Raw genomic sequence first — 19,905 nt, 5'->3', positions numbered from 1 at the left:
GGGTTATGCCTTCCGCGATGCCTTTTACTACGCCTTTTGCTTGTTGCGGCGGTTGCTGATGACCATTCCGGCCAGGACGAACAGTACGGCGACGATGAACATGGCCGTACCGATGACATTGATCTGAACGGGTGTTCCGCGCTGCGCCGAGCCCCACACGAACATGGGGAAGGTGACGGTCGAGCCCGCGTTGAAGTTGGTGATGATGAAGTCGTCGAAGGAGAGCGCGAAGGCGAGCAGCGCGCCCGCCGCGATTCCGGGGGCCGCGATGGGCAGGGTGACGCGCAGGAACGTCTGCACCGGGCCGGCGTAGAGGTCCTGTGCCGCCTGCTCCAGGCGCGGGTCCATCGACATCACACGCGCCTTGACGGCCGTCACGACGAAGCTGAGGCAGAACATGATGTGGGCTATCAGGATCGTCCAGAAACCCAACTGAGCACCCAGGTTGAGGAAGAGGGTGAGCAGCGAGGCGGCCATGACGACCTCGGGCATCGCCATCGGCAGGAAGATCAGCGAGTTCACCGCGCCGCGCGCCCGGAAGCGGTAGCGCACGAGGGCGAAGGCGATCATCGTGCCGAGGATCGTGGCCCCGATGGTCGCCCAGACGGCGATCTGGAGGCTGATCGAGAGCGAGCCGCACATGTCGGCGACGCCGCACGGATCGCGCCAGGCGTCCAGGGAGAACTGCTGCCACTCGTAGTTGAAGCGCCCCTTCGGTTTATTGAAGGAGAACACCGTGACAATGACATTGGGCAGCAGCAGATATCCCAGCGTCAGCAGTCCACCGATGACGACGAGATTCCGCTTGAACCAGCGTACGAAGGCCATTTAGACCAGATCCTCCGTCCCGGACTTGCGGATGTAGAGGGTGACCATGATGAGGATCGCGGCCATGAGGATGAACGAGAGCGCGGCGGCCGTCGGATAGTCGAGGATCCGCAGGAACTGCGTCTGGATGACGTTGCCGACCATCCGGGTGTCCGTGGAGCCGAGCAGGTCGGCGTTCACGTAGTCACCGCTGGCCGGGATGAAGGTCAGCAGCGTGCCGGAGACCACGCCGGGCATCGACAGCGGGAAGGTGACCTTGCGGAAGGTCGTGAACGGCTTCGCGTACAGGTCGCCCGCCGCCTCGTGGAGGCGTCCGTCGATGCGCTCCAACGAGGTGTAGAGCGGCAGGATCATGAAGGGCAGGAAGTTGTACGTGAGGCCGCAGACCACCGCGAGTGGTGTGGCCAGGACGCGGTCGCCGGAGGTGAAGCCGAGCCAGTTGGTGACGTCCAGGACGTGCAGGGTGTTGAGCGCGCCGACGACCGGGCCGCCGTCCGCGAGGATCGTCTTCCAGGCGAGCGTGCGGATCAGGAAGCTCGTGAAGAACGGCGCGATGACCAGGATCAGCACGACATTGCGCCAGCGGCCCGCGCGGAAGGCGATCAGATACGCCAGCGGGTAGCCGAGCACCAGGCACAGGATCGTCGCGGCGCCCGCGTACAACACCGAGCGCAGGAACTGGGGCCAGTAGTCGGCCAGCGCGTTCCAGTACGTCTGGAAGTGCCAGGTGACCTTGAAGCCCTGCTCCAGGGAGCCCGTCTGTACGGACGTGGAGGCTTGGTAGACCATCGGCAGCGCAAAGAAGATCAGCAGCCAGAGGATGCCGGGCAGGAGCAGCCAGTACGGGACGAGGCGGCCGCGCTTGCGGGGCGGCTTCTTGTCGGGCTGCGGCGCGAGGAGTGGCGCCTCGGTGACGCTGGCCATCAGGCGGCCTCCGCCTCGACCGTTTCCACACCCGCGTCGATGTCCTGCGCCGCGTCGAGACCGAAGGTGTGCGCCGGGCTCCAGTGCAGGACCACCTCGGCGCCGGGGGCGAGCCGGGCGTCGCGGTCGATGTTCTGGGAGTAGACCTCGAACTCGGGGCAGACCGCGCTGTCGATGACGTACTGCGTGGAGACGCCGATGAAGCTGGAGTCGGCGATCCTGCCGGTGATCCGGTTGCGGCCGTCCGGGATCTGACCCGCGTCGTCGACGTGCGTGAGCGATATCTTCTCGGGGCGGACTCCGACCAGGACCTTGCCGCCGGTCGTCGTGGGCGCCGAACATCGCGCCTGCGGCAGGACCAGCTTGCCGCCGCCCGCCGCCAGGACGATGTCGTCGCCGCTCTTGCTGTCGACGGCGGCCTCGATGAGGTTCGAGGTGCCGAGGAAGTTGGCGACGAACGTGGTCTGCGGGTTCTCGTAGAGGTCGGCGGGGGCGCCGAGTTGCTCGACGCGGCCCGCGTTCATCACGGCGACCGTGTCGGCCATCGTCATGGCCTCCTCCTGGTCGTGCGTGACGTGCACGAAGGTGATGCCGACCTCGGTCTGGATGCGCTTGAGCTCCAGCTGCATCTGACGGCGCAGCTTGAGGTCGAGGGCGCCGAGCGGTTCGTCGAGGAGCAGCACCTTGGGGTGGTTGATCAGGGCGCGGGCCACGGCGACGCGCTGCTGCTGGCCGCCGGAGAGCTGGTGCGGTTTCTTGCGGGCCTGCTCGCCGAGCTGGACGAGCTCCAGCATGTCCTCGACCTGCTTCTTCACCGACTTGATGCCGCGCCGGCGCAGGCCGAAGGCGACGTTCTCGAAGATGTCGAGGTGCGGGAAGAGGGCGTAGGACTGGAAGACGGTGTTCACCGGCCGCTTGTACGGGGGCAGGTGGGTCACTTCCTGGTCGCCGAGGAAGACGGTGCCGGAGGAAGGTTCCTCCAGGCCCGCGATCATCCGCAGGGTGGTGGTCTTGCCGCAGCCCGACGCCCCGAGGAGGGCGAAGAAGGAGCCCTCGGGGACGGTCAGGTCGAGCGGGTGGACGGCCGTGAAGGAGCCGTACGTCTTGCTGATCCCGGAGAGGCGGACGTCGCCGCCGTTGTCTGTCGTCATGGTGTGGTCCCTGAATGTCGGGGTCGTAGGGGTGTCCGGGGCGGGCTGCGGTCGCTGCGCCGGTCGGGGGCCGCGCGGCGGAGTCGGCATGGATCTTCTGGGGCGCCGGGCAACCGCCCTGGCGGCCCGGACCACCGCAACCGCTCAGCCGCCGGAGGCGTTACGCCCCTGTGAGCTTGGCGAACTTCTCTTCGTAGGCCGTCTCTTGCTTCTGCGTCAGTGAGCGGAAGGCGTGGGACTTCGCGGCCATGGCCTTGTCGGGGATGATCAGCGGGTTGTCCGCCGCCGACTTGTCGATCTTCGCAAGCTCGTCCTTGACCCCGTCGACGGGACAGACGTAGTTGATGTACGCGGCGAGCTGTGCGGCCGGACCGGGCTCGTAGTAGAAGTCCATGAGCCGTTCGGCGTTCGTCTTGTGACGGGCCTTGTTGGGGATCAGCATGTTGTCCGTGGACGTCAGGTAGCCGCTGTCCGGGATGATGAAGTCCACGTCCGGGCTGTCCGCCTTGAGCTGGACGATGTCACCCGCCCAGGCGACACAGGCCGCGAGGTCACCCTTGGTGAGGTCGGACGTGTAGTCGTTGCCGGTGAAGCGGCGTATCTGGCCCTTGTCGACGGCCTTCTGGAGGCGGGCGATCGCCGCGTCGAAGTCGTCGTCGGTGAACTTCTCCGGGTCCTTGCCCATGTCGAGCAGCGTCATGCCCATGCTGTCGCGCATCTCCGAGAGGAAGCCGACGCGCCCCTTGAGCTTGGGGTTGTCGAGCAGGTCGGAGACCGACTTCACCTCGATGCCGTTCAACGCCTTCTTGTTGAAGGCGATGACGGTCGAGATGCCCTGCCAGGGGTAGGAGTAGGCGCGTCCCGGGTCCCAGTCGGGGCTGCGGAACTGGGCGGACAGATTGGCGTACGCGTGCGGGAGGTTGGAGGCGTTCAGCTTCTGCACCCAGCCGAAGCGGATCAGCCGGGCGGCCAGCCAGTCGGTGACCACGATCAGGTCGCGCCCGGTGTCCTGGCCCGCGGCGAGCTGCGGCTTGATCTTGCCGAAGAACTCGACGTTGTCGTTGATGTCCTCGGTGTACTTGACCGAGATGCCCGTGCGCTTGGTGAACGCGTCGAGCGTCGGGTGGTGCTTCCCGCTGTCGTCGACGTCCATGTACTCGGTCCAGTTGGAGAAGTTGATCGTCTTCTCCTTGGCCGAGTGGTCCTCGGCGGAGACGCCGCCCTGGGTCTTGCCCGCGGCCGGGATCCCGCAACCGCTCAGCGCGCCGAGCCCGCCGACGGCGAGCGCGCCGCCCGCGGAGGCGCGCAGCAGCGAGCGGCGGCTGAGCGCGGCCCTGCCATTCCTGAAACTGCGCCGCATGGCGGCCACTTGGGCCGGGGAGAGGCGGTCGGGCTCGTACTGCTCCATGCTCGTGATGCCCTTTCGGAAGGGTCGCGGCCGTGGTCTGGCGGCCTGGTCTGCCACTCGGCGATAGTCGGAAGCCGACGCGCGGCCGGCTCCGGATCGACTAGGGGGTGTTTGAGAAGTCCAGTGCGGTGCCTGCGGTGTTCGGTGCGTGCCCTCGGCGTGCCGGACGAAGGCCCTCGTAGCGGAGCTACTAGGGTCTTTGGCCGGTGCGGCGAGGGTGCGTGCCGGGCGCCGCGGGTGCTGTGCGGGACTTCTCAAACACCCCCTAGGGCCGGTCCCCGAAGATCGTGCGGTGCCAGTCCTTCCTGGCGACCGCGGTGTTGTCGAACATGACGTGCTTGATCTGGGTGTACTCCTCGAACGAGTACGCCGACATGTCCTTGCCGAAGCCGGACGCCTTGTAGCCGCCGTGCGGCATCTCGCTGATGATCGGAATGTGGTCGTTGACCCACACGCAGCCTGCCTTGATCTCGCGGGTCGCGCGGTTGGCCCGGTACACGTCCCGGCTCCACGCGGAGGCGGCGAGACCGTACGGAGTGTCGTTGGCGAGCCTGATTCCCTCGTCGTCGCTGTCGAAGGGGAGCACCACCAGGACGGGACCGAAGATCTCGGACTGGACGATCTCGCTGTCCTGGGGAGCGTCGGCGACGAGCGTGGGCCGGTAGTAGGCGCCGTCCTTGAGCTCTTCGGGGATCTCGCCGCCGGTCACCACACGCGCGTAGCCGCGGGCCCGGTCGACGAATCCGGCCACGCGGTCGCGCTGGGCGTGCGAGATCAGCGGGCCGAGGTCGGTGCCGGAGGCGAACGGGTCGCCGAGGCGGACGCTCGCCATCAGGGCGGCCGTCCTGGACACGAACTCTTCGTAGAGGGGCCTTTGCACGTACGCGCGCGTGGCGGCCGTGCAGTCCTGCCCGGTGTTGATGAGCGAGCCCGCGACCGCGCCGTTCACGGCGGCGTCCAGGTCCGCGTCGTCGAAGACCACGAACGGGGCCTTGCCACCCAGTTCCAGATGGAGCCGCTTGACGGTCGAGGTGGCGATCTCGGCGACGCGCTTGCCGACCGCGGTGGACCCGGTGAAGGAGGTCATCGCCACGTCGGGGTGGCCGACGAGGTGCTCACCGACGTCCTTGCCGGCCCCCGTCACGATGTTGATCACGCCGTCCGGGATGCCGGCCTCGGTGGCGGCCATGGCGAAGAGCAGCGAGGTCAGCGGGGTCAGCTCGGCGGGCTTGAGCACGATCGTGTTGCCCGCGGCGATCGCCGGGAGGATCTTCCAGGCGGCCATCTGGAGGGGGTAGTTCCAGGGCGCGATGGAGCCGACGACACCGATGGGCTCGCGGCGTACGTACGAGGTGTGGTCGCCGGAGTACTCGCCCGCGGACTGCCCCTGCAGATGCCGGGCCGCGCCCGCGAAGAAGGCGGTGTTGTCGATGGTGCCGGGCACGTCGAACTCGCGGGTCAGCTTGAGGGGCTTTCCGCACTGGAGCGACTCCGCCCGGGCGAACTCCTCGGCACGGTCGGCGAGCACGGCGGCGAACCGGTGCAGGGCGTCGGAGCGCTCGCCGGGGGTGGCGCCCGCCCAGCCGGGGAACGCCTCACGGGCGGCGGCGACGGCCGCGTCCACGTCGACGGTGCTCGCCAGCTCGTACGTGTAGACCTCGTCGCCGGTGGCGGGGTCGACGACCGCGTGTGTACGGCCCGAAGTGCCCTTGGTCAGCCGGCCCGCGATGTACTGCGCGCCTTCCGCGAAACGGTCCTGCGCCTGGAAGCGATGGCCCGGATTGTGCATGTCGCTCTCCTCCGCCGTTCTCCCCACTGCCGCGGGGGTGGGCGTAGCTCCAGCTCGATTTGAGTGCCGATCCTGACAGAGCTGAGGGACTCCAACAAGTGATTCCGTTGTTGCCTTTTGGTTACGCGACGGAATCTGTCGACCAGGTGTCGAGTCCCCATGGAAAAGGCGGGACGGAATGTCAGTGGTGCGTGCCAAAGTGGCATGCATGGCGAAGATCGATTCTTGGGAAGCGCTGGTCAGCGCGGTCCGCTCGGGGGCGGGAGTCAAGTACCTGCACTTCTGGGGCCACCGCCCGCGACCGGACGGTCGGGTGAGTGCGAGCTGCCTGAGCCAGTGGTGGCCGTCACCGTTCGAGGTGGACGGTGTCTCCTACGCGACCGCCGAGCACTGGATGATGGCGGGCAAGGCACGGCTCTTCGGCGACGCGGAGGCGGAGCGGCGCGCGATCGAGGCGTCCAGCCCCGCGCTCGCCAAGAAGACGGGGCGGCTCGTGCGCGGCTTCGACGAAGCGATATGGGAGCGGGAGCGCTTCGGGATCGTCGTCGAGGGCAGCGTGCACAAGTTCGCCGCCCACCCCGAGCTGCGCGCGTTCCTGCTGGGCACCGGCGCACGGGTGCTGGTCGAGGCCAGCCCCATGGACCGGGTCTGGGGCATAGGACTCGCGGCGGACGACGAGCGGGCGGCGGATCCCGAGCGGTGGCGGGGGCCGAACCTGCTGGGATTCGCCTTGATGGAGGCGCGGGAGCGGCTCCTCAGGGAGAACTAGGTCAGGCGCGGGAGCGGTTGGTGAGCTAGCCGAGGTGCGGCACGACTAGTGAAGTGGAGTAGCCGTCGTCTCCGCTGAACGGGTCGCTGTCGCCGCTGTCGTCCGGGAGGACGAAGAAGACCACGATCATCGCGATGCCGAGCGCGATGCCGACCGCTCCGCAGATGATCCCGGCCAGCGCCTGACCGGGGTTGTTCGCCTCGCCGCGGCGCGCCTTGCGTCGCCCCAGCACGCCGAAGGTCACCGCGAGGATCCCCAGGATGATCGCGACCGGCCACAGACAGAAGACGACGGCCGAGATGATGCCGAGCACCAGCCCGGCGGTGCCCATGCCGTTGCTCGGCACCGGGTGCATCATCGGCCAGCCGTAGCCGGGGGCGCCCGGGTAGCCGGCTCCCGGCGCGGGGTAGGCCGGGTAGCCGTATCCGTAGCCGTACGGGACCTGACCCGGGCCCTCGGGAGCGATGGGCGGCGGGGGAACCGGTTCTCCCGGGGCGGGCTGGGGGTGGGGCGAAGGCGCGGCGGCGGGGGACGCGAAGGGGTTGTCCCAGGACTGGGGCGGGGACTGGGGGTGGCCCGGGGTGCCCGGCCCGGGGAGGGCGACGACCGTCGGCTGGTTGTGCACCGAGGGGGGTGTGGGAGCACCGGGCGCGCGGGAGGGTGCCTGGTCCGCGGGCGCGGCCCAGGGGTTCGGCTCGGGTCGCGGGCCGGCGGCGCCGTTGTCCGGGGGGCCGCCGGGCGGGGAACCCGGCTGGGGGTTCCCGCCGGGTATCGCGTCCTCGGAACCGACGGCCAACGGCACGTCGATCTGCGTCGGCGGCGGAGCCGACTGGTCCGGGGACGCCCACGGGGTCGCGGCGGCGTTCTGCGGCACCTGTGGTGCCTGCGCGTCCTCGGACATGCGTGAGGTCCCCTCCTCTGTCGTACCTGCCGTCATGCTACGGCCCGGGGCTTCACCCCGTGCGTGGCGGCCTACGATGATCCCCGAATCACCGATCAGCCGATCACCCGCGCCCCCCGACCACGGTCCGGGGGCGCCGTTCCGGGGAGGAATCCTTGACCGACCAGCTCAGCACCCGCGAGGGCGTCCGCGACCTGCACACCTTCATCGCCGGACTGCCCAAGGCCGAACTGCACGTGCACCACGTCGGATCCGCCTCCCCCCGCATCGTCTCCACCCTCGCCGCCCGCCACCCCGACTCCCAGGTGCCGACGGACCCCGAGGCCCTCGCGGACTACTTCACGTTCACGGACTTCGCCCACTTCATCCAGGTGTACCTGTCCGTCGTCGACCTGATCCGCACCCCCGAGGACGTACGGCTGCTGACGTACGAGGTCGCCCGGGACATGGCCCGGCAGCAGGTCCGTTACGCCGAGCTGACCATCACCCCGTGGTCCTCCACCCGCCGCGGCATCGACGAGCGCGCCTTCATGGACGCCATCGAGGACGCCCGCAAGGCGGCGGAGGCCGAGTTCGGGGTCGTCCTGCGCTGGTGCTTCGACATTCCCGGCGAGGCGGGGCTCGAGGCGGCCGAGGAGACCCTGCGGCTCGCGACCGACGACCGGCTACGGCCGGAGGGGCTGGTCTCCTTCGGACTCGGTGGCCCCGAAATCGGCGTACCGCGCCCGCAGTTCAAGCCGTACTTCGACCAGGCGATCGCGGCCGGACTGCGCTCGGTGCCGCACGCGGGTGAGACGACCGGGCCGGAGACCGTCTGGGACGCGCTGAACGAGCTGCGCGCCGAGCGCATCGGGCACGGCACCAGCTCCGCGCAGGACCCGAAGCTGCTCGCCCACCTCGCCGAGCACCGCATCGCGCTGGAGGTCTGCCCGACCTCCAACATCGCCACCCGCGCGGTCCGCACCCTCGACGAGCACCCCATAAAGGAGTTCACCCGGGCCGGGGTCCTCGTCACCATCAACTCCGACGACCCGCCGATGTTCGGCACCGACCTCAACAACGAGTACGCGGTCGCCGCCCGTCTCCTCGACCTCGACGAACTCGGCCTCGCCGCCCTCGCCAAGAACGCGGTGGAGGCGTCCTTCCTCGACCCGGCCGGCAGGACGCGCCTCGCGGAGGAGATCGACACCTACGCCTCGGCGTGGCTCACACCCTGAGCGACCAGCACAATGGGCCCATGCGCACCGTGACTGCCGTGGCCCACCGCGGCGACCCCTATCGCGTCCGCGAGAACACCCTCGACTCGCTGCGTTCCGCGCTCCAACTGGGCGCGGACGCGGTCGAGATCGACGTACGGCTGACCCGCGACAAGGTGCCCGTGCTGCTGCACGACGAGACGCTGAAGCGGCTGTGGGAGCTGGAGCGGCCGCTCAGGTCGCTCTCCTCGGACGAGGTGCGAGGGCTCACGGGCGGCGGGGTGCCGACGCTCGCGGAGGCCCTGGAGACGACCAAGGACAGCCGGGTCCTGGTCGATCTGCCGGGAGAGCCCGACGGCGCGGCCGTACACAGGATCGTCGACGTCATCCGTGAGTGCGGGGCCCAGGACCGGGTGTACTACTGCGCGGGCGCCCCGGCCATGCTGGCGGTGCGCGCCGCCGACCCCGCCGCCGAGATCGCGCTGACCTGGACGAGTCTCGCACCGCCGCGCCCGGCGCTCCTCGAAGCCGTACGGCCGCGCTGGCTCAACTACCGATTCAGCCTGGTCGACCGCGCCCTCACGGCCCGCGTCCACCGCGGCGGCCATCTGCTCTCCGTCTGGACACCCGACACCCGCCGTTCCATGCGCCGGCTGCTGGACATGGGGGTGGATTCGATCACCACGAACCGCATCGACGCGCTGTGCGCGCTGCGCAAGACCTGAGTCGGCGTGCCGCGGTGAGCCCCCGGGGGAGTCAGGAAGTGACCTGCGAGCGCCGGCTCACCGTCGCCGGGTCGGCGGGGGTCGAGCGGGTCAGGTACTGCGGCACCGGGGCGGTGTCCTTGCCGTTGTCGCGGACGAGGCCGTAGCGGATCACGCCCTGGGCGGGGCCGGTGCGGACGTCCTCGGTCACCTTGTCCCAGGTCGAGGTCTGGACGAAGAGGTTGTAGTCGGCGGGGCCCTCGTTCTGGTGGAGGGTGACGGTGCCGTCGATCCAGAAGTACTCGTTCTGCCACATCTGTTGGGTGCCGGAGGGCAGGACGGCGTAGCCCACGGACGGGCCGCCCATCCAGGTCGTGCCGTCGGTCGAGCCCGACTGCACGTCGTCCATGCGGTGACCGCCGCCCGAGGCGACGTGGAAGAGCTTGCCGCTCAGCCCGGTCCAGGTCGGCATGAGCAGCGCGCCGCCGCGCTGCTGGAGCAGGACCTGCCAGCGGACCCGGAAGTAGCCCTGCCCGCTGAGGGTGACCGTCTCCCCGCGGTGGGTGAGGCCCGTGGCGGGCGCGCCGGTGGCGGTGACGCCCTTCTCGGCGCGCCGGGGCAGCGCCGCCGGGAGCGCGCTCGCGGCGGGCGCGCTGTCGACGGCGTCGACGACGGTGCCGTAGAGCTGGACGCGGGTCTTCGAGGGCGACGGAGACGGTGACGGGGAGGCGGAGGGGGACGGTGAGGGGGCCGGGGAGGCGGACGGCTCGCCCGTACGTCCCGACGGTGGGCGTGCGGTGCTCGCCGCCGTGGGCGCGGCGAGGGCCGGGGGCGGGTCGTCGGGCGTCCGCGTGACGACGTACAGGCCGCCCGCCGCGAGGGTGGCGCCGGCCGCGACGGCGACGGCGGGCTTGGTGAGCAGGCCGAGGAGCTTGGCGGACCAGCCGACGGAGGTGGCGGCGACCGCCGTCTTGCCGCCGAACGCGAGCGACAGTGTGAAGCCGACCGGCAGCGGGACGAGGGCGATCCCGACGAGGAGGCGTTCGGCCGGTACGACGGCCTCGCGGGCGCCGGAGCAGTACGCGCAGCCCCGGATGTGCCGGGCCACCCGCTTGCGCCACACCGAGTCGGGCCGTCCGTCCCAGCGAGCGGTCACCAACCGCAGGTCGGAGCAGGGGGAGTTGCCCGCACCGGGGTGGTGGCCGTCGAGCGCCCGCACGATGTCCCGCGCGGTCTCCAGCCGCTGCTTCATCCGCTGCACCCGCACCGCCGCGTGCTGCCTGCTGATCCCGACCGCCGCCGCCAGCTCGCGCCGGGTGAGTTCGCCCGCGACCTCCAGCCACCACAGCGAGAGCAACTGGCGGTCCTCGTCGTCGAGCCAGCGCACCGCCTCCGCGACCTCGCGCCGCTGCCCCTCCAACTGGAGCCGCAGCACGGTCAGTTCGGCGAAGTCGGCGGCCTGTTCGCCGGCGCCGTCGGCCAGCGGCTCGGCCGTCCGGCGGCGCGAGCGCTCCCGTATCTGCCGCATCGTGATGGCGACCAGCCAGGACCGGAAGCTGTCCGGGTCGCGCAGCGAGCCGAGGTTGTCGACGGCGCGCAGCATGGTCTCCTGCACGACGTCGTCGACGTCCGCGTGACCGTTCAGGGCGCGGCCGACGATGTTGTAGACGAGCGGGAGCCAGCCCGCGACGAGTTCGTCGAGTGCGCGCCGGTCGCCGGCCTGCGCGGCCGCGATGATGGAGCGCCACTGCCGCCCGTCCACGTACGTCCCCTCCGGTGTCACGGTGACCGCCCCTGCCACTTGGCACACACGGGCGGGAGTGCAGGATCCCCCACCCCGGCAAGCCTGTCCGCGCGCTATGCCGCAGATCACAGCCGTTCGTCGGGTCCTGACACACAGGAGACGGAGGGCCGCCCTCCGCGATAACAGTTTTTGCCCTTCCCGGCCCACAAAACTTTCACCGCGCCCCACCTAGGTGCGATCCCCCACAACACCCTTATGCAGCAGGGCAGTTGATCCGGGTCGGCGCCCGGGGCCGGGCCGTCCTCGGGGAGGATCCGGGAACGGGTGGGCGACCGCAGGATGATCTCACCGTCCCGTCCACACCAGGAGCCGCAGATGCCCGCCCGTACCCGAACCGTCACCGCCGTCGCCACCACCCTCGTGCTGGGCCTGGCGGCCGGCCCGCTGGCCGTGCCCGCCGTGGCCGCATCCTCCGCCGCGCCACGGACGGCCACGGCGGCCACGGTCACGACCGGACCGGACGCCGCCGCCCTGCGCGCCGCGCTCGTGGGGCTGCCGGACGCCGACGCGACGGCCGCGCTCGTACGCGTCGGGGGCACCGACGGCCGCTGGCTCGGGAGCGGCGGAGTGCACGATCTGGCGAGCGGCCGCGCGGCGGACCCGAACGCGCTCTTCCGGGCCGGTTCGACGACGAAGGTGGTCACGGCGGCGGTCGTGCTGCAACTCGCGGCCGAGGGCAAGGTCGATCTGGGCGCGCCCGTACAGCGCTATCTCCCCGGGCTGCTGTCGCCCGCCTTCAAGCCCGTCTCCGTACGCCAGTTGCTGAACCACACCAGCGGGATCCAGGCGGGTGACGGCTTCGGCGACTCTTTCGCGGACGCGTACGCACACCGCTTCGACACGCTCACGCCCAGGCAGGTCGTCGCCTCCGCGGTGGCGAAGGGGCCGGAGTTCTGCCCCGGCGAGCGGCAGCACTACCTGAACATCAACTACACGATCCTCGGCATGCTGATCGAGAAGGTCACGGGTCACTCGTACGCCTCCGAGGCCACCCGGCGCGTGCTGCGGCCCGCCGGGATGCCGCACACGTACTTCCCCGGTACCGATCCGCGCATCCGGGGGCCGCACAACCTCGGCTACCAGGCAGTGAAGCGGGCGGACGGCACGACGGAGTTCGTCGACGTCACCGACTGGAACCAGGCGGACCGCTGGGCGGCGGGCGACATGATCTCCACGACGGCGGACCTGGAGCGGCTGACCACCCACCTCTTCCGTGGCGACCTGGTCCCGGAGCCGCAGCTGAAGGAGATGTTCACGGTTCCGTCGCACATCGACGGGGCCACCATGAGCGCCGGACTCGAGCGCTTCGAGTACGGCGGGCGGGTCTACTGGCTCAAGTCGGGCGGGCGGTACGGATACACGGCGGTCATGGCGGCCACCCGCGATCTCTCCCGCACGCTCGTCTACTCGGTCAACGCCACGGACGCGAAGGGCGAGGAGATGAACCCGGTCGCCCTGCGCATCGCGATGGCGGCGCTCAAGTAGTCGTCAGGTTCGTCGTCACCAGATGCACGTTCATCCCGCACGGGACGACCCCGTTCGGCGCCGTGAGCTTCTTCGCCCCGGTGAGGAAGGCCGCACGCAGGGACTCCACGGTGGCCGCGTCGAGCGGGCCGACGTCATAGACACCCGCCAGGGCGTCCCACACCTGTTCCACCGGACCGCTCAGGTCGATGGGGACGGTCTCCCAGTCGACCGGGGCGAATCCGACCGGTGCGAGGACGCTGTCGAGCCCCGCACGGCTGCGGGTCCTGCGGTCCCCGAGAGCGGGGATGCGCTGCCCGGCGGGAGCCGTCTCGATCGCGGACCGCAACAGCCCGATGAACAGCTCGTACGCCTCACCGCCCACGGCGCCGCCGCCGATCACGCACGCCAGCATGCCCCCGGGGCGCAGCACCCGGGCCAATTCCGCGGCCACCTGTTCCACCTCGCCCATCAGCATCAGCGCCATGTGGGAGACACAGGCATCGAAGGTGTCGTCGGCGAAGGGAAGGTGCTGGGCCCGGCTCTCCGACAGCGTCGTCCCGGCGGGCAGCGGTCGGCGTCGCGCCAGCGCCAGGGCTTCCGGGGAGAGGTCCACCCCGGCCGGCCGCCGTCCCTCGGTCCGGGCGAGCAGTTCGAGCAACAGACCGTCGCCGCAACCGAGATCCAGCACCCGACCGTGTCCGGCGACCCGGTCGCACAGCATCTCGTAGCTGGACCGGCCGTCCGCAGCGCGTCCACCGGCGAACGCGTCCGCCGTCACCGCCGGCCGCTCGGCGTGGAAGGCCCGCAGAAACGCTTCTTGCGATGTCGTCGTCATACCCGCGAACCTATCCGCCGAGCAGGGCGCCAGGTCAGCGGCGTCCCCTGACGGCAATCACGGAAATCCCGGGAAACCGGGTCCGGAATGTCGAATTTCCTGGATTTCCCCTGCCGTGGCTGGCCCCGGCCCGCAGGCGGCCCCGAAGGTGAGCGCCGTATCAAGCGATCGCGGTGCGGTGCGCCGCAAGGGAGAGAGAGTTCCGTGAACGTCACGACAACGGCGAACGAGCCGCGGGAACGGCGGGCGGCCACGCTCGTCATGGCCTGCGTGGGCGTGTTCGTCGCGTATCTTCCGGTGACCACCGTCTCGGTGAGCCTGCCGACCATCCAGCGGGCGCTGCACACGTCGACCGCCCAACTGTCCTGGGTCTCGGACGCGTTCGTGCTGCCCATGGCCGCGCTGATTCTGACCGCCGGCGTCTTCGGCGACGTCCACGGCCGCAAGAAGGTCTTCCAGGCGGGTCTCGCGTTCAGCGCGGTGGGTGCGGCGATCGCGCTGTGCGCGCGGTCGGTCGAGGTCCTCTGGGTGGGCCAGGCCTTCGCCGGTCTGGGCGCCGCCGCGCTGCTGCCCACGACGCTGGCGCTGATCAGCCACGCGGTGCCCGACCACCGCGAGCGCGGCAAGTTCGTCGGGTTGTGGGCCACGGCCCTGATGGCGGCGCTGGCCGTCGGCCCGGTGATCGCGGGACTGATACTGGAGCACTACTCCTGGCGCTGGATCTATCTGCTGCCCGTCCCCGCCTCGCTCCTCGCGATGGCCTTCGCGGCCCGGCTGGTGACCGACTCGCGCGCCCCCGGCTCTCGACGTCTGGACTGGCCCGGCCAGATCACCGCCGCGGTGGCGATCACCGCGCTGGTCTACGGCGTCATCGAGGGCGGCGCCGGCTCCTTCACCGACGTGAAGGTGATCGTGGCCCTGGTGGCGGCGGCGGTCGCGGCCGTCGCGTTCGTCCTGGTGGAGCGGCGCAGTGACAGCCCGATGCTGGACCTGACGCTCTTCCGCAGCCCCGCCTTCACCGCCACGACGCTCGTCGCCATGATCAGCTTCCTGGGCCTCATCGGCTTCTTCTTCGCCCTCAGCCTCTACTTCGGCATGGTGCAGCAGCTCAGCACCCTGGAGGCGGCGGCCCGGATGCTGATGGTCACGCTGATGTGCATCCTCGTCGGGGCACCGGCCGGACGGCTGATGCACAAGGTGTCGCCCCGCGTCCTGATCACCGGCGGGCTGCTGGTGACCGCGGCCTCGCTGCTGTCGCTGACGTCCATAGACGCCGGTACCTCGTTCGGTTCGCTGGCCTGGCGGCTGGCCCTGCTGGGCCTCGGCCTGGGCTTCGTCATCACGCCCATGACGGCAGCGGCCGTCGCCTCCGTACCGCTGCGCCAGGCCGGTATGGCGGCCGCCGGGAACAGCGCGTTCCGGCAGGTCGGCGGCGCGCTCGGCCCGGCCGTCCTCGGCGCCGTGCTGTCCACCAAGGCCCTGCACACCCTGCCGGGCCACCTCACCGACGTCGGCCTGCCCGCGACGACGGTACGGAGCGTCACCTCCGCGGTGGACGCGAACGGCCTGGGCGCGGTCGCGAGCATGAACCTGGGCGCCGACCGGGGCCGTGCCCTGGGCGCCCTGTCCGAGGCCTTCCTCGACGGCCTCCACCTGTGCCTGGTCATCGCCGCGGTGCTGACCCTGGTCGCCGCGGCGGTCGGCGCCGTCCTGCTGCGCAGCCCGCGGCAGCCGGCCACCAGGCCGGTGGCCGGATCCGGCGCCGCCCCGGCGGCGCCGCAGGAGACCGGGGCGGCGGAGCCCCGGCTGGGGCAGCGCGGCTGACCCCGGCGCCAGGGCGCGTCCGCGGCACGGTCCGCCGAACAGGCCCTGGGGGTGCCCTTTCGTGGGGACGGAACGGGCGCTCGTACGAGGCCCGGGACCACACTGGTCCCGGGCCTCACCGTCATGCTCGATCATTGACTCCGGGAGTCCGCATGGAGCGAGAGGAGGCGGAGCCGATGGCGTCCCGCGCGCTCGACGCACTCGACCTGAGACTGCTCCAGTGCCTCCAGATCGACGGACGGGCGCCGCTCTCCCGGATCGCGGAGGTGCTCGGGGTCTCCGACCAGACCGTCGCCCGACGCATGCGGCGGTTGCGCACCACGGCACGCCTGCGGGTGCTCGGCGTGATCGACGAGAGCCGGCTCGGCCGCACCAACTGGATCGTCCGGCTGCGCTGCACCCCGGACGTGGCCGAACAGTTGGCGGGCGCACTCGCCCGGCGCCCCGACACCTCGTACGTCTCGCTGATCTCCGGCGGCACCGAGGTGATGTGCGCGATGAAGCCACGCAGCCGGCAGGCCCGGGACGAACTGCTCTTCGACCGGTTGCAGCGCACTCCCCGTGTGGTCTCGGTCAGCGCCCACTGCATGCTGCACTCGTTCTACGGCGGACAGCTGGACTGGCTCAACAAGGCCAACGGACTGGCCCCCGACCAGCAGGCGGCCCTGCGCCCACCGCCGGTCGAGCCGGTCACCGATGCCCTCCCGCTGGAGGCGGCCGACGAGGCGCTGCTGGCGGTACTCGTCCGGGACGGGCGCGCCACGCTCACCGAACTCCAGGCGGCCACCGGCCAGTCGGAGTCCGTGGTCAAGCGGCGTCTGGAGCGCATGCGGGCCACCGGGGTGCTCTACTTCGACGTCCAGTTCGACCAGGAACCCCTCGGCCACGAGGTGGAGGCCATGCTGTGGCTCACCGTGGCGCCGGCCGCACTCGCAGATGTCGGACGGGCGCTCGCCGCGCACCCCGAGGTGCGCTTCGCCGCGGCGACCACGGGGCAGGCCAACATCGTCGCCTCGACCGTCTACCGCAACAGCGGGGAGCTGTACACGTATCTGAGCGAGAAGATCGGCGCCCTGGACGGCGTCCAGGCCGTCGAGACCGCCCTGGTCCTGCGCCTGGTCAAGCAACTCGCCTACGATCCGGGCCGCTGACCCCGCCCAGAACGGGCACGGGGCACCCGGAGCGTCAGCCGCGAGCCGCGGCGCCGAGGGCCTCGGCCCGCTGGTCGAGTCTCCTCAGGACCGTCTCGCCCCACTGGAGGTTCGCCTGCTCCAGGGCCATGCCGCCGAGCAGGGTGAGGTAGGGGCCCACGCGTTCGACGGTGGCGAGGTACTCCTCCTCGCTGCGGCCGGCCAGCATGCGTTCCTGCGCGCGCCGGTAGCGGGCCAGCTTGGCGCCGGCCCGCTCCACACGCTCGACGACCCCGGCCCGTACGGCTTCGGCGTCTCCGATGTCGATGCAACTCACCTTGACCATCAGTTCGTCCCGGATCGCCGTCGGCTTGCTGGGGACTTCGGCCGTGTAGGCGCGCATCGCGTCGAGTCCGGCCTCGGTGAGCGAGAAGAGCCGCTTGTTAGGCCGACGTTCCTGCTGCACGACGCGGGCGGAGATGAGCCCTTCGCCCTCCATCCGCTCCAGCTCGCGGTAGATCTGCTGGGGGGTGGCCATCCAGAAGTTGGCGACCGAGGCCTCGAACCCCTTCGCGAGGTCGTATCCGGACGCCTCGCCCTCCAGAAGCGCGGCCATCACCGCGTTGCGCAGAGCCATTTCCCCAAATTAACACCCTGTATTGACACTCCATTGATTAGTCAACGGAGTGAGGGGCGTCCGGTCAACGGCGGGGAGAGCCGCTCGGCTCAATGGCGGGGAGAGCCGCTCGGCGCGATCGACGGCTGGGCGACGGGCGTGGTCGGTGTCGACGACGGTGCCGGGGTGGGGACGGCCGGTTGGGTCGTGACGCGGCCGGTCGTCCGGGCCGTCTGGGTGGGGCCGGCCGTCCGGCTCCCGGGGGTGGGACTGACCGTCCGGCTCTCCGGGGTGCGACTGGGGCTGACGGGCACGGGGGACGCCGACGGGCTGGGGGGCACGGACGAAGGACGGCCCTCGGCGGGCGGCGGGGCGAGCGGGACCGTCGGGGACGCGGGTGCCTGGGACGTCGACAGGCGGACCGGCAGCGCGACGAGGGCGGCGACGGCGCACACCGACCCGACCCCGACCGCGGCACGCCGCAGCCGGCGGCGGGCCGCGCCGCGGCGGATCGCCTCGTAGCGGCCGGGAGGTGGGCCGAGGTAGTCGGACGCGGGCCGCAGGATGACGGCGAGCGGGTCGTCGGGTTCGAGGTCCGGACCCTCGTCAGAGTGTGTGATCAAGGCTTCTCCTCAGGTGGGCGCGGAGCAGTTCGCGGGCCGCGTGGAGGTCGGCCTTGATGGTTCCTTCCTTGCGTCCGGTCAGCACGGACACCTCCCGGATCGGCATGTCAGCGTAGTAGTGCAGGAGGATCGGGACGCGCAGTCGTTCCGGCAGCGACTGCACGAGCAGGCGTACGGACGGGTCGGACTGTTCGGTGTGCGGGCGGACGGCGGCCTCGGCGGTGGCACGGTGTACGGCCCTGCGTTCGCGCTCCAGCTTGCGCCAGTGGTCCCGGACGAGGTTGGCCGCGGTGACGTAGAGGAAGCCCCGGGGCTCCGCCACGGAGGTCCAGCGGGCCCAGAGCCGGGTGAACGCCTCCGAGGCGATCTCGTGGGCCGTCTCGTCGTCGTCGACGAGACGGCGGCACCAGCCGGCGAGGCGCGGATAGAGGGCGGCGAACAGCTCGGACGCGGCCTTCTCGCGGGACCGTTTCAAAGCTCTCCATGGTCGTGACGTCGTGCGGGCACCCGTGTCGTGCGGGCACCCGTGGGGGAAGAGCCCGGGCCGGCGGCGTACGTTCCATCGGCCCGGGCTGGGTCCCGGCGGGTCAGGGCGCCGCTGAACTCAGCGCGGCGAAGACGATCACGTTGTCGAGGTAGCCCGTACCGGTACGGGCCCCTCCGCACGTGATGAGCCGCAGCTCGGGACGGTCCACGTCCCCGTACACCTCGTCCGACGGGAAGTCGGCCTTGGCGACCGTCCGTACGGTGGTGACGGTGAACGCCGCCGTCGTGCCGTTCTCCAGACGCGCCGCGATCCGGTCGCCCTTGCGCAACTGCGCGAGACGGCGGAAGACCCCGTCCCCGTAGGCGCCGACCGTGACATGGCCGAGGATCACCGACGGACCGGTCTGCCCCGGCGTCGGCGAGTTCCGGTACCAGCCCGCCCGGTCGTGCGCCGTGATCGGGGGCACCTGGACGCTGCCGTCCGCGGCCAGCCCCAGCTGCATGACCGGGGTGTCGACCCCGATGGCCGGGATCCGCAACCCGACCGGGACCGAACGCCCGAGGTCCTGCGCGGCCTTGGCGGAGGTCCGCGAGGGGACCGGCGTGCTGCCGGGCTGTTCGGGTGCGGTCGAGTCGGTTCCGTGGCCGCCGCAGCTCACGAGCAGCGAGGCCGCCGCCGCGGTGACGAAGGCGCGCCTGGAGAGCGAGGTCATTCCCCGGTCGCCCGCCGGCGACGTACGACGAAGACCGCCGCGCCACCCATGACGAACGCCGCGGCGGCACCCCCGCCGATCAGCCCGCCCTGGCCTCCGGACTTCGACGCCGTCGGCGCCACACCGGTGTCGGGCGCTCCCTTCGGCACGACGGCGACCTGGCCCGGGGACGGCGCCCGGGTCGGCGTGCCGACGCTCGGAACCGGGGACGGGGTGCCGGAGGCAGGGCGGGTGGTCGGCACCGCGCTCGGGGCGGCGCTCGGGGCGGCGCTGCCGGTCGGCGCCTGGGAGGGGGCGGCGGTGGCGGTCGGACGGACCGTCGGGACCGGGCTCGCCCCACTGGCGAACGCGGGCACCGTGCTCGCCAGCACGGCGGTGCACGCGAGTGCCATGGTGCTGAGGACAGTTCGGCGCATGAATCGCTCTCTTTCGTCGGTCCGCCCGCCCGGTGACCCGGCGGGCTGAGTTACGGATCGTGCGAAGAGACGAGGCAGCGGGAGAGTGGGTTGTAAAGAGCTGGCAAAGCCGTCGGAGCCCGTTCCGGCGCCACCGACGGCGTTGACAGGCGCCTCCGCCGACGTGCGCGGACGTCACGCGAGCGGGGCTCACAGAGCCGGGGAAATCTCCTTCCCCTGTCCATGGGGTGTGGTTCCAATCGCGGGTCGGCGTGGGTGCCGACAGGGCTGGGCTCGGCGGGAATTCGCCGCTGCGGTGGGCGGGGACGGCGAACGGCCTGC

At 71.1% G+C, this 19,905-nt stretch carries 18 protein-coding genes and 1 pseudogene; 6 read left to right on the top strand and 13 right to left on the bottom strand.

Annotated features, from left to right (window positions below):
• Positions 1–27 precede the first annotated feature (27 nt).
• The 5 genes from ACFVWD_RS24895 to ACFVWD_RS24875 form a co-directional block, all read right to left on the bottom strand.
• Complete coding sequence (locus ACFVWD_RS24895; RefSeq protein WP_217572762.1) at positions 28–828, bottom strand: ABC transporter permease; 801 nt, start codon at positions 826–828, stop codon at positions 28–30.
• Complete coding sequence (locus tag ACFVWD_RS24890) at positions 829–1,752, bottom strand: ABC transporter permease (RefSeq protein WP_054235322.1); 924 nt, start codon at positions 1,750–1,752, stop codon at positions 829–831.
• Positions 1,752–2,903, bottom strand: coding sequence for an ABC transporter ATP-binding protein (locus ACFVWD_RS24885; RefSeq protein WP_389599047.1), 1,152 nt, complete (start codon positions 2,901–2,903; stop codon positions 1,752–1,754). The genes ACFVWD_RS24890 and ACFVWD_RS24885 overlap by 1 nt, the downstream gene beginning before the upstream one ends.
• 160 nt (positions 2,904–3,063) lie before the next feature.
• Positions 3,064–4,311: a spermidine/putrescine ABC transporter substrate-binding protein gene (locus ACFVWD_RS24880; RefSeq protein WP_389599045.1), complete on the bottom strand. Its 1,248-nt coding sequence runs from the start codon at positions 4,309–4,311 to the stop codon at positions 3,064–3,066.
• Positions 4,312–4,576: 265 nt separating this feature from the next.
• The gene (locus ACFVWD_RS24875) at positions 4,577–6,100 is read right to left on the bottom strand and encodes a gamma-aminobutyraldehyde dehydrogenase (protein ID WP_389599043.1); all 1,524 of its coding nucleotides are present in this window, start codon (positions 6,098–6,100) and stop codon (positions 4,577–4,579) included.
• Between the two features lie 178 nt (positions 6,101–6,278).
• Between ACFVWD_RS24875 and ACFVWD_RS24870 the strand changes: the two genes are divergently transcribed.
• The gene (locus ACFVWD_RS24870; protein ID WP_168511649.1) at positions 6,279–6,869 is read left to right on the top strand and encodes an NADAR family protein; all 591 of its coding nucleotides are present in this window, start codon (positions 6,279–6,281) and stop codon (positions 6,867–6,869) included.
• 25 nt (positions 6,870–6,894) lie between these two features.
• Here the strand turns inward: ACFVWD_RS24870 and ACFVWD_RS24865 are convergent, their stop codons facing one another.
• Complete coding sequence (locus ACFVWD_RS24865; protein ID WP_389599042.1) at positions 6,895–7,770, bottom strand: DUF4190 domain-containing protein; 876 nt, start codon at positions 7,768–7,770, stop codon at positions 6,895–6,897.
• 63 nt (positions 7,771–7,833) lie between these two features.
• Between ACFVWD_RS24865 and ACFVWD_RS24860 the strand changes: the two are divergent.
• Positions 7,834–8,987, top strand: a pseudogene (locus tag ACFVWD_RS24860) (adenosine deaminase).
• Positions 8,988–9,007: 20 nt separating this feature from the next.
• Positions 9,008–9,691, top strand: coding sequence for a glycerophosphodiester phosphodiesterase (locus ACFVWD_RS24855; RefSeq protein WP_389599040.1), 684 nt, complete (start codon positions 9,008–9,010; stop codon positions 9,689–9,691).
• 31 nt (positions 9,692–9,722) lie between these two features.
• Here the strand turns inward: ACFVWD_RS24855 and ACFVWD_RS24850 are convergent, their stop codons facing one another.
• Positions 9,723–11,453, bottom strand: a complete 1,731-nt coding sequence (locus ACFVWD_RS24850; protein WP_389599038.1) for an RNA polymerase sigma factor — start codon at positions 11,451–11,453, stop codon at positions 9,723–9,725.
• Between the two features lie 336 nt (positions 11,454–11,789).
• Here ACFVWD_RS24850 and ACFVWD_RS24845 point away from each other — a divergent pair, with 336 nt between their 5' ends.
• Positions 11,790–12,959, top strand: coding sequence for a serine hydrolase domain-containing protein (locus ACFVWD_RS24845; RefSeq protein WP_389599036.1), 1,170 nt, complete (start codon positions 11,790–11,792; stop codon positions 12,957–12,959).
• Here the strand turns inward: ACFVWD_RS24845 and ACFVWD_RS24840 are convergent.
• Positions 12,952–13,776 carry a class I SAM-dependent methyltransferase gene (locus ACFVWD_RS24840; RefSeq protein WP_389599034.1) on the bottom strand — a complete coding sequence of 275 codons (825 nt, stop codon included), beginning with the start codon at positions 13,774–13,776 and terminating at the stop codon, positions 12,952–12,954. The two genes, ACFVWD_RS24845 and ACFVWD_RS24840, sit on opposite strands and share 8 nt — an antisense overlap.
• A gap of 204 nt (positions 13,777–13,980) precedes the next feature.
• Between ACFVWD_RS24840 and ACFVWD_RS24835 the strand changes: the two genes are divergently transcribed.
• Both ACFVWD_RS24835 and ACFVWD_RS24830 read left to right on the top strand, forming a co-directional pair.
• On the top strand, positions 13,981–15,600 hold the full coding sequence (locus ACFVWD_RS24835) for an MFS transporter (protein ID WP_389599032.1): 1,620 nt from the start codon (positions 13,981–13,983) through the stop codon (positions 15,598–15,600).
• 152 nt (positions 15,601–15,752) lie between these two features.
• A complete protein-coding gene (locus ACFVWD_RS24830; RefSeq protein WP_389599031.1) occupies positions 15,753–16,751 on the top strand; it encodes an Lrp/AsnC family transcriptional regulator in 999 nt (332 codons plus the stop codon).
• A 34-nt stretch (positions 16,752–16,785) separates the two neighbouring features.
• Here the strand turns inward: ACFVWD_RS24830 and ACFVWD_RS24825 are convergent, their stop codons facing one another.
• The 5 genes from ACFVWD_RS24825 to ACFVWD_RS24805 all read right to left on the bottom strand — a co-directional run bounded on the left by ACFVWD_RS24825 (position 16,786) and on the right by ACFVWD_RS24805 (position 19,584).
• Positions 16,786–17,367, bottom strand: coding sequence for a PadR family transcriptional regulator (locus ACFVWD_RS24825; RefSeq protein WP_389599029.1), 582 nt, complete (start codon positions 17,365–17,367; stop codon positions 16,786–16,788).
• 89 nt (positions 17,368–17,456) lie between these two features.
• A complete protein-coding gene (locus tag ACFVWD_RS24820) occupies positions 17,457–17,969 on the bottom strand; it encodes a hypothetical protein (RefSeq protein WP_389599027.1) in 513 nt (170 codons plus the stop codon).
• Positions 17,953–18,444, bottom strand: a complete 492-nt coding sequence (locus ACFVWD_RS24815) for an RNA polymerase sigma factor (protein WP_054235333.1) — start codon at positions 18,442–18,444, stop codon at positions 17,953–17,955. Before ACFVWD_RS24815 ends, ACFVWD_RS24820 begins: the two co-directional genes overlap by 17 nt.
• Positions 18,445–18,556: 112 nt before the next feature.
• The gene (locus ACFVWD_RS24810) at positions 18,557–19,168 is read right to left on the bottom strand and encodes a class F sortase (RefSeq protein WP_389599026.1); all 612 of its coding nucleotides are present in this window, start codon (positions 19,166–19,168) and stop codon (positions 18,557–18,559) included.
• Positions 19,165–19,584, bottom strand: a complete 420-nt coding sequence (locus ACFVWD_RS24805; protein WP_389599024.1) for a sortase-dependent protein — start codon at positions 19,582–19,584, stop codon at positions 19,165–19,167. Before ACFVWD_RS24805 ends, ACFVWD_RS24810 begins: the two co-directional genes overlap by 4 nt.
• Between the last annotated feature and the right edge of the window lie 321 nt (positions 19,585–19,905).

Source organism: Streptomyces sp. NPDC058086, from assembly GCF_042885015.1.
Classification (GTDB): domain Bacteria; phylum Actinomycetota; class Actinomycetes; order Streptomycetales; family Streptomycetaceae; genus Streptomyces.
The sequence above is the reverse complement of the archived record's forward strand: the minus strand, read 5'-3'. Positions and strand labels throughout refer to the sequence as shown.

What these genes read in the sequence shown, in the direction of transcription:
- ACFVWD_RS24895 (WP_217572762.1), bottom strand. Translation starts at nt 828, where the DNA reads ATGGCCTTCGTACGCTGGTTCAAGCGGAATCTCGTCGTCATCGGTGGA.
- ACFVWD_RS24890 (WP_054235322.1), bottom strand. Translation starts at nt 1,752, where the DNA reads ATGGCCAGCGTCACCGAGGCGCCACTCCTCGCGCCGCAGCCCGACAAG.
- ACFVWD_RS24885 (WP_389599047.1), bottom strand. Translation starts at nt 2,903, where the DNA reads ATGACGACAGACAACGGCGGCGACGTCCGCCTCTCCGGGATCAGCAAG.
- ACFVWD_RS24880 (WP_389599045.1), bottom strand. Translation starts at nt 4,311, where the DNA reads ATGGAGCAGTACGAGCCCGACCGCCTCTCCCCGGCCCAAGTGGCCGCC.
- ACFVWD_RS24875 (WP_389599043.1), bottom strand. Translation starts at nt 6,100, where the DNA reads ATGCACAATCCGGGCCATCGCTTCCAGGCGCAGGACCGTTTCGCGGAA.
- ACFVWD_RS24870 (WP_168511649.1), top strand. Translation starts at nt 6,279, where the DNA reads ATGTCAGTGGTGCGTGCCAAAGTGGCATGCATGGCGAAGATCGATTCT.
- ACFVWD_RS24865 (WP_389599042.1), bottom strand. Translation starts at nt 7,770, where the DNA reads ATGTCCGAGGACGCGCAGGCACCACAGGTGCCGCAGAACGCCGCCGCG.
- ACFVWD_RS24855 (WP_389599040.1), top strand. Translation starts at nt 9,008, where the DNA reads ATGCGCACCGTGACTGCCGTGGCCCACCGCGGCGACCCCTATCGCGTC.
- ACFVWD_RS24845 (WP_389599036.1), top strand. Translation starts at nt 11,790, where the DNA reads ATGCCCGCCCGTACCCGAACCGTCACCGCCGTCGCCACCACCCTCGTG.
- ACFVWD_RS24840 (WP_389599034.1), bottom strand. Translation starts at nt 13,776, where the DNA reads ATGACGACGACATCGCAAGAAGCGTTTCTGCGGGCCTTCCACGCCGAG.
- ACFVWD_RS24830 (WP_389599031.1), top strand. Translation starts at nt 15,753, where the DNA reads ATGGAGCGAGAGGAGGCGGAGCCGATGGCGTCCCGCGCGCTCGACGCA.
- ACFVWD_RS24825 (WP_389599029.1), bottom strand. Translation starts at nt 17,367, where the DNA reads ATGGCTCTGCGCAACGCGGTGATGGCCGCGCTTCTGGAGGGCGAGGCG.
- ACFVWD_RS24810 (WP_389599026.1), bottom strand. Translation starts at nt 19,168, where the DNA reads ATGACCTCGCTCTCCAGGCGCGCCTTCGTCACCGCGGCGGCGGCCTCG.
- ACFVWD_RS24805 (WP_389599024.1), bottom strand. Translation starts at nt 19,584, where the DNA reads ATGCGCCGAACTGTCCTCAGCACCATGGCACTCGCGTGCACCGCCGTG.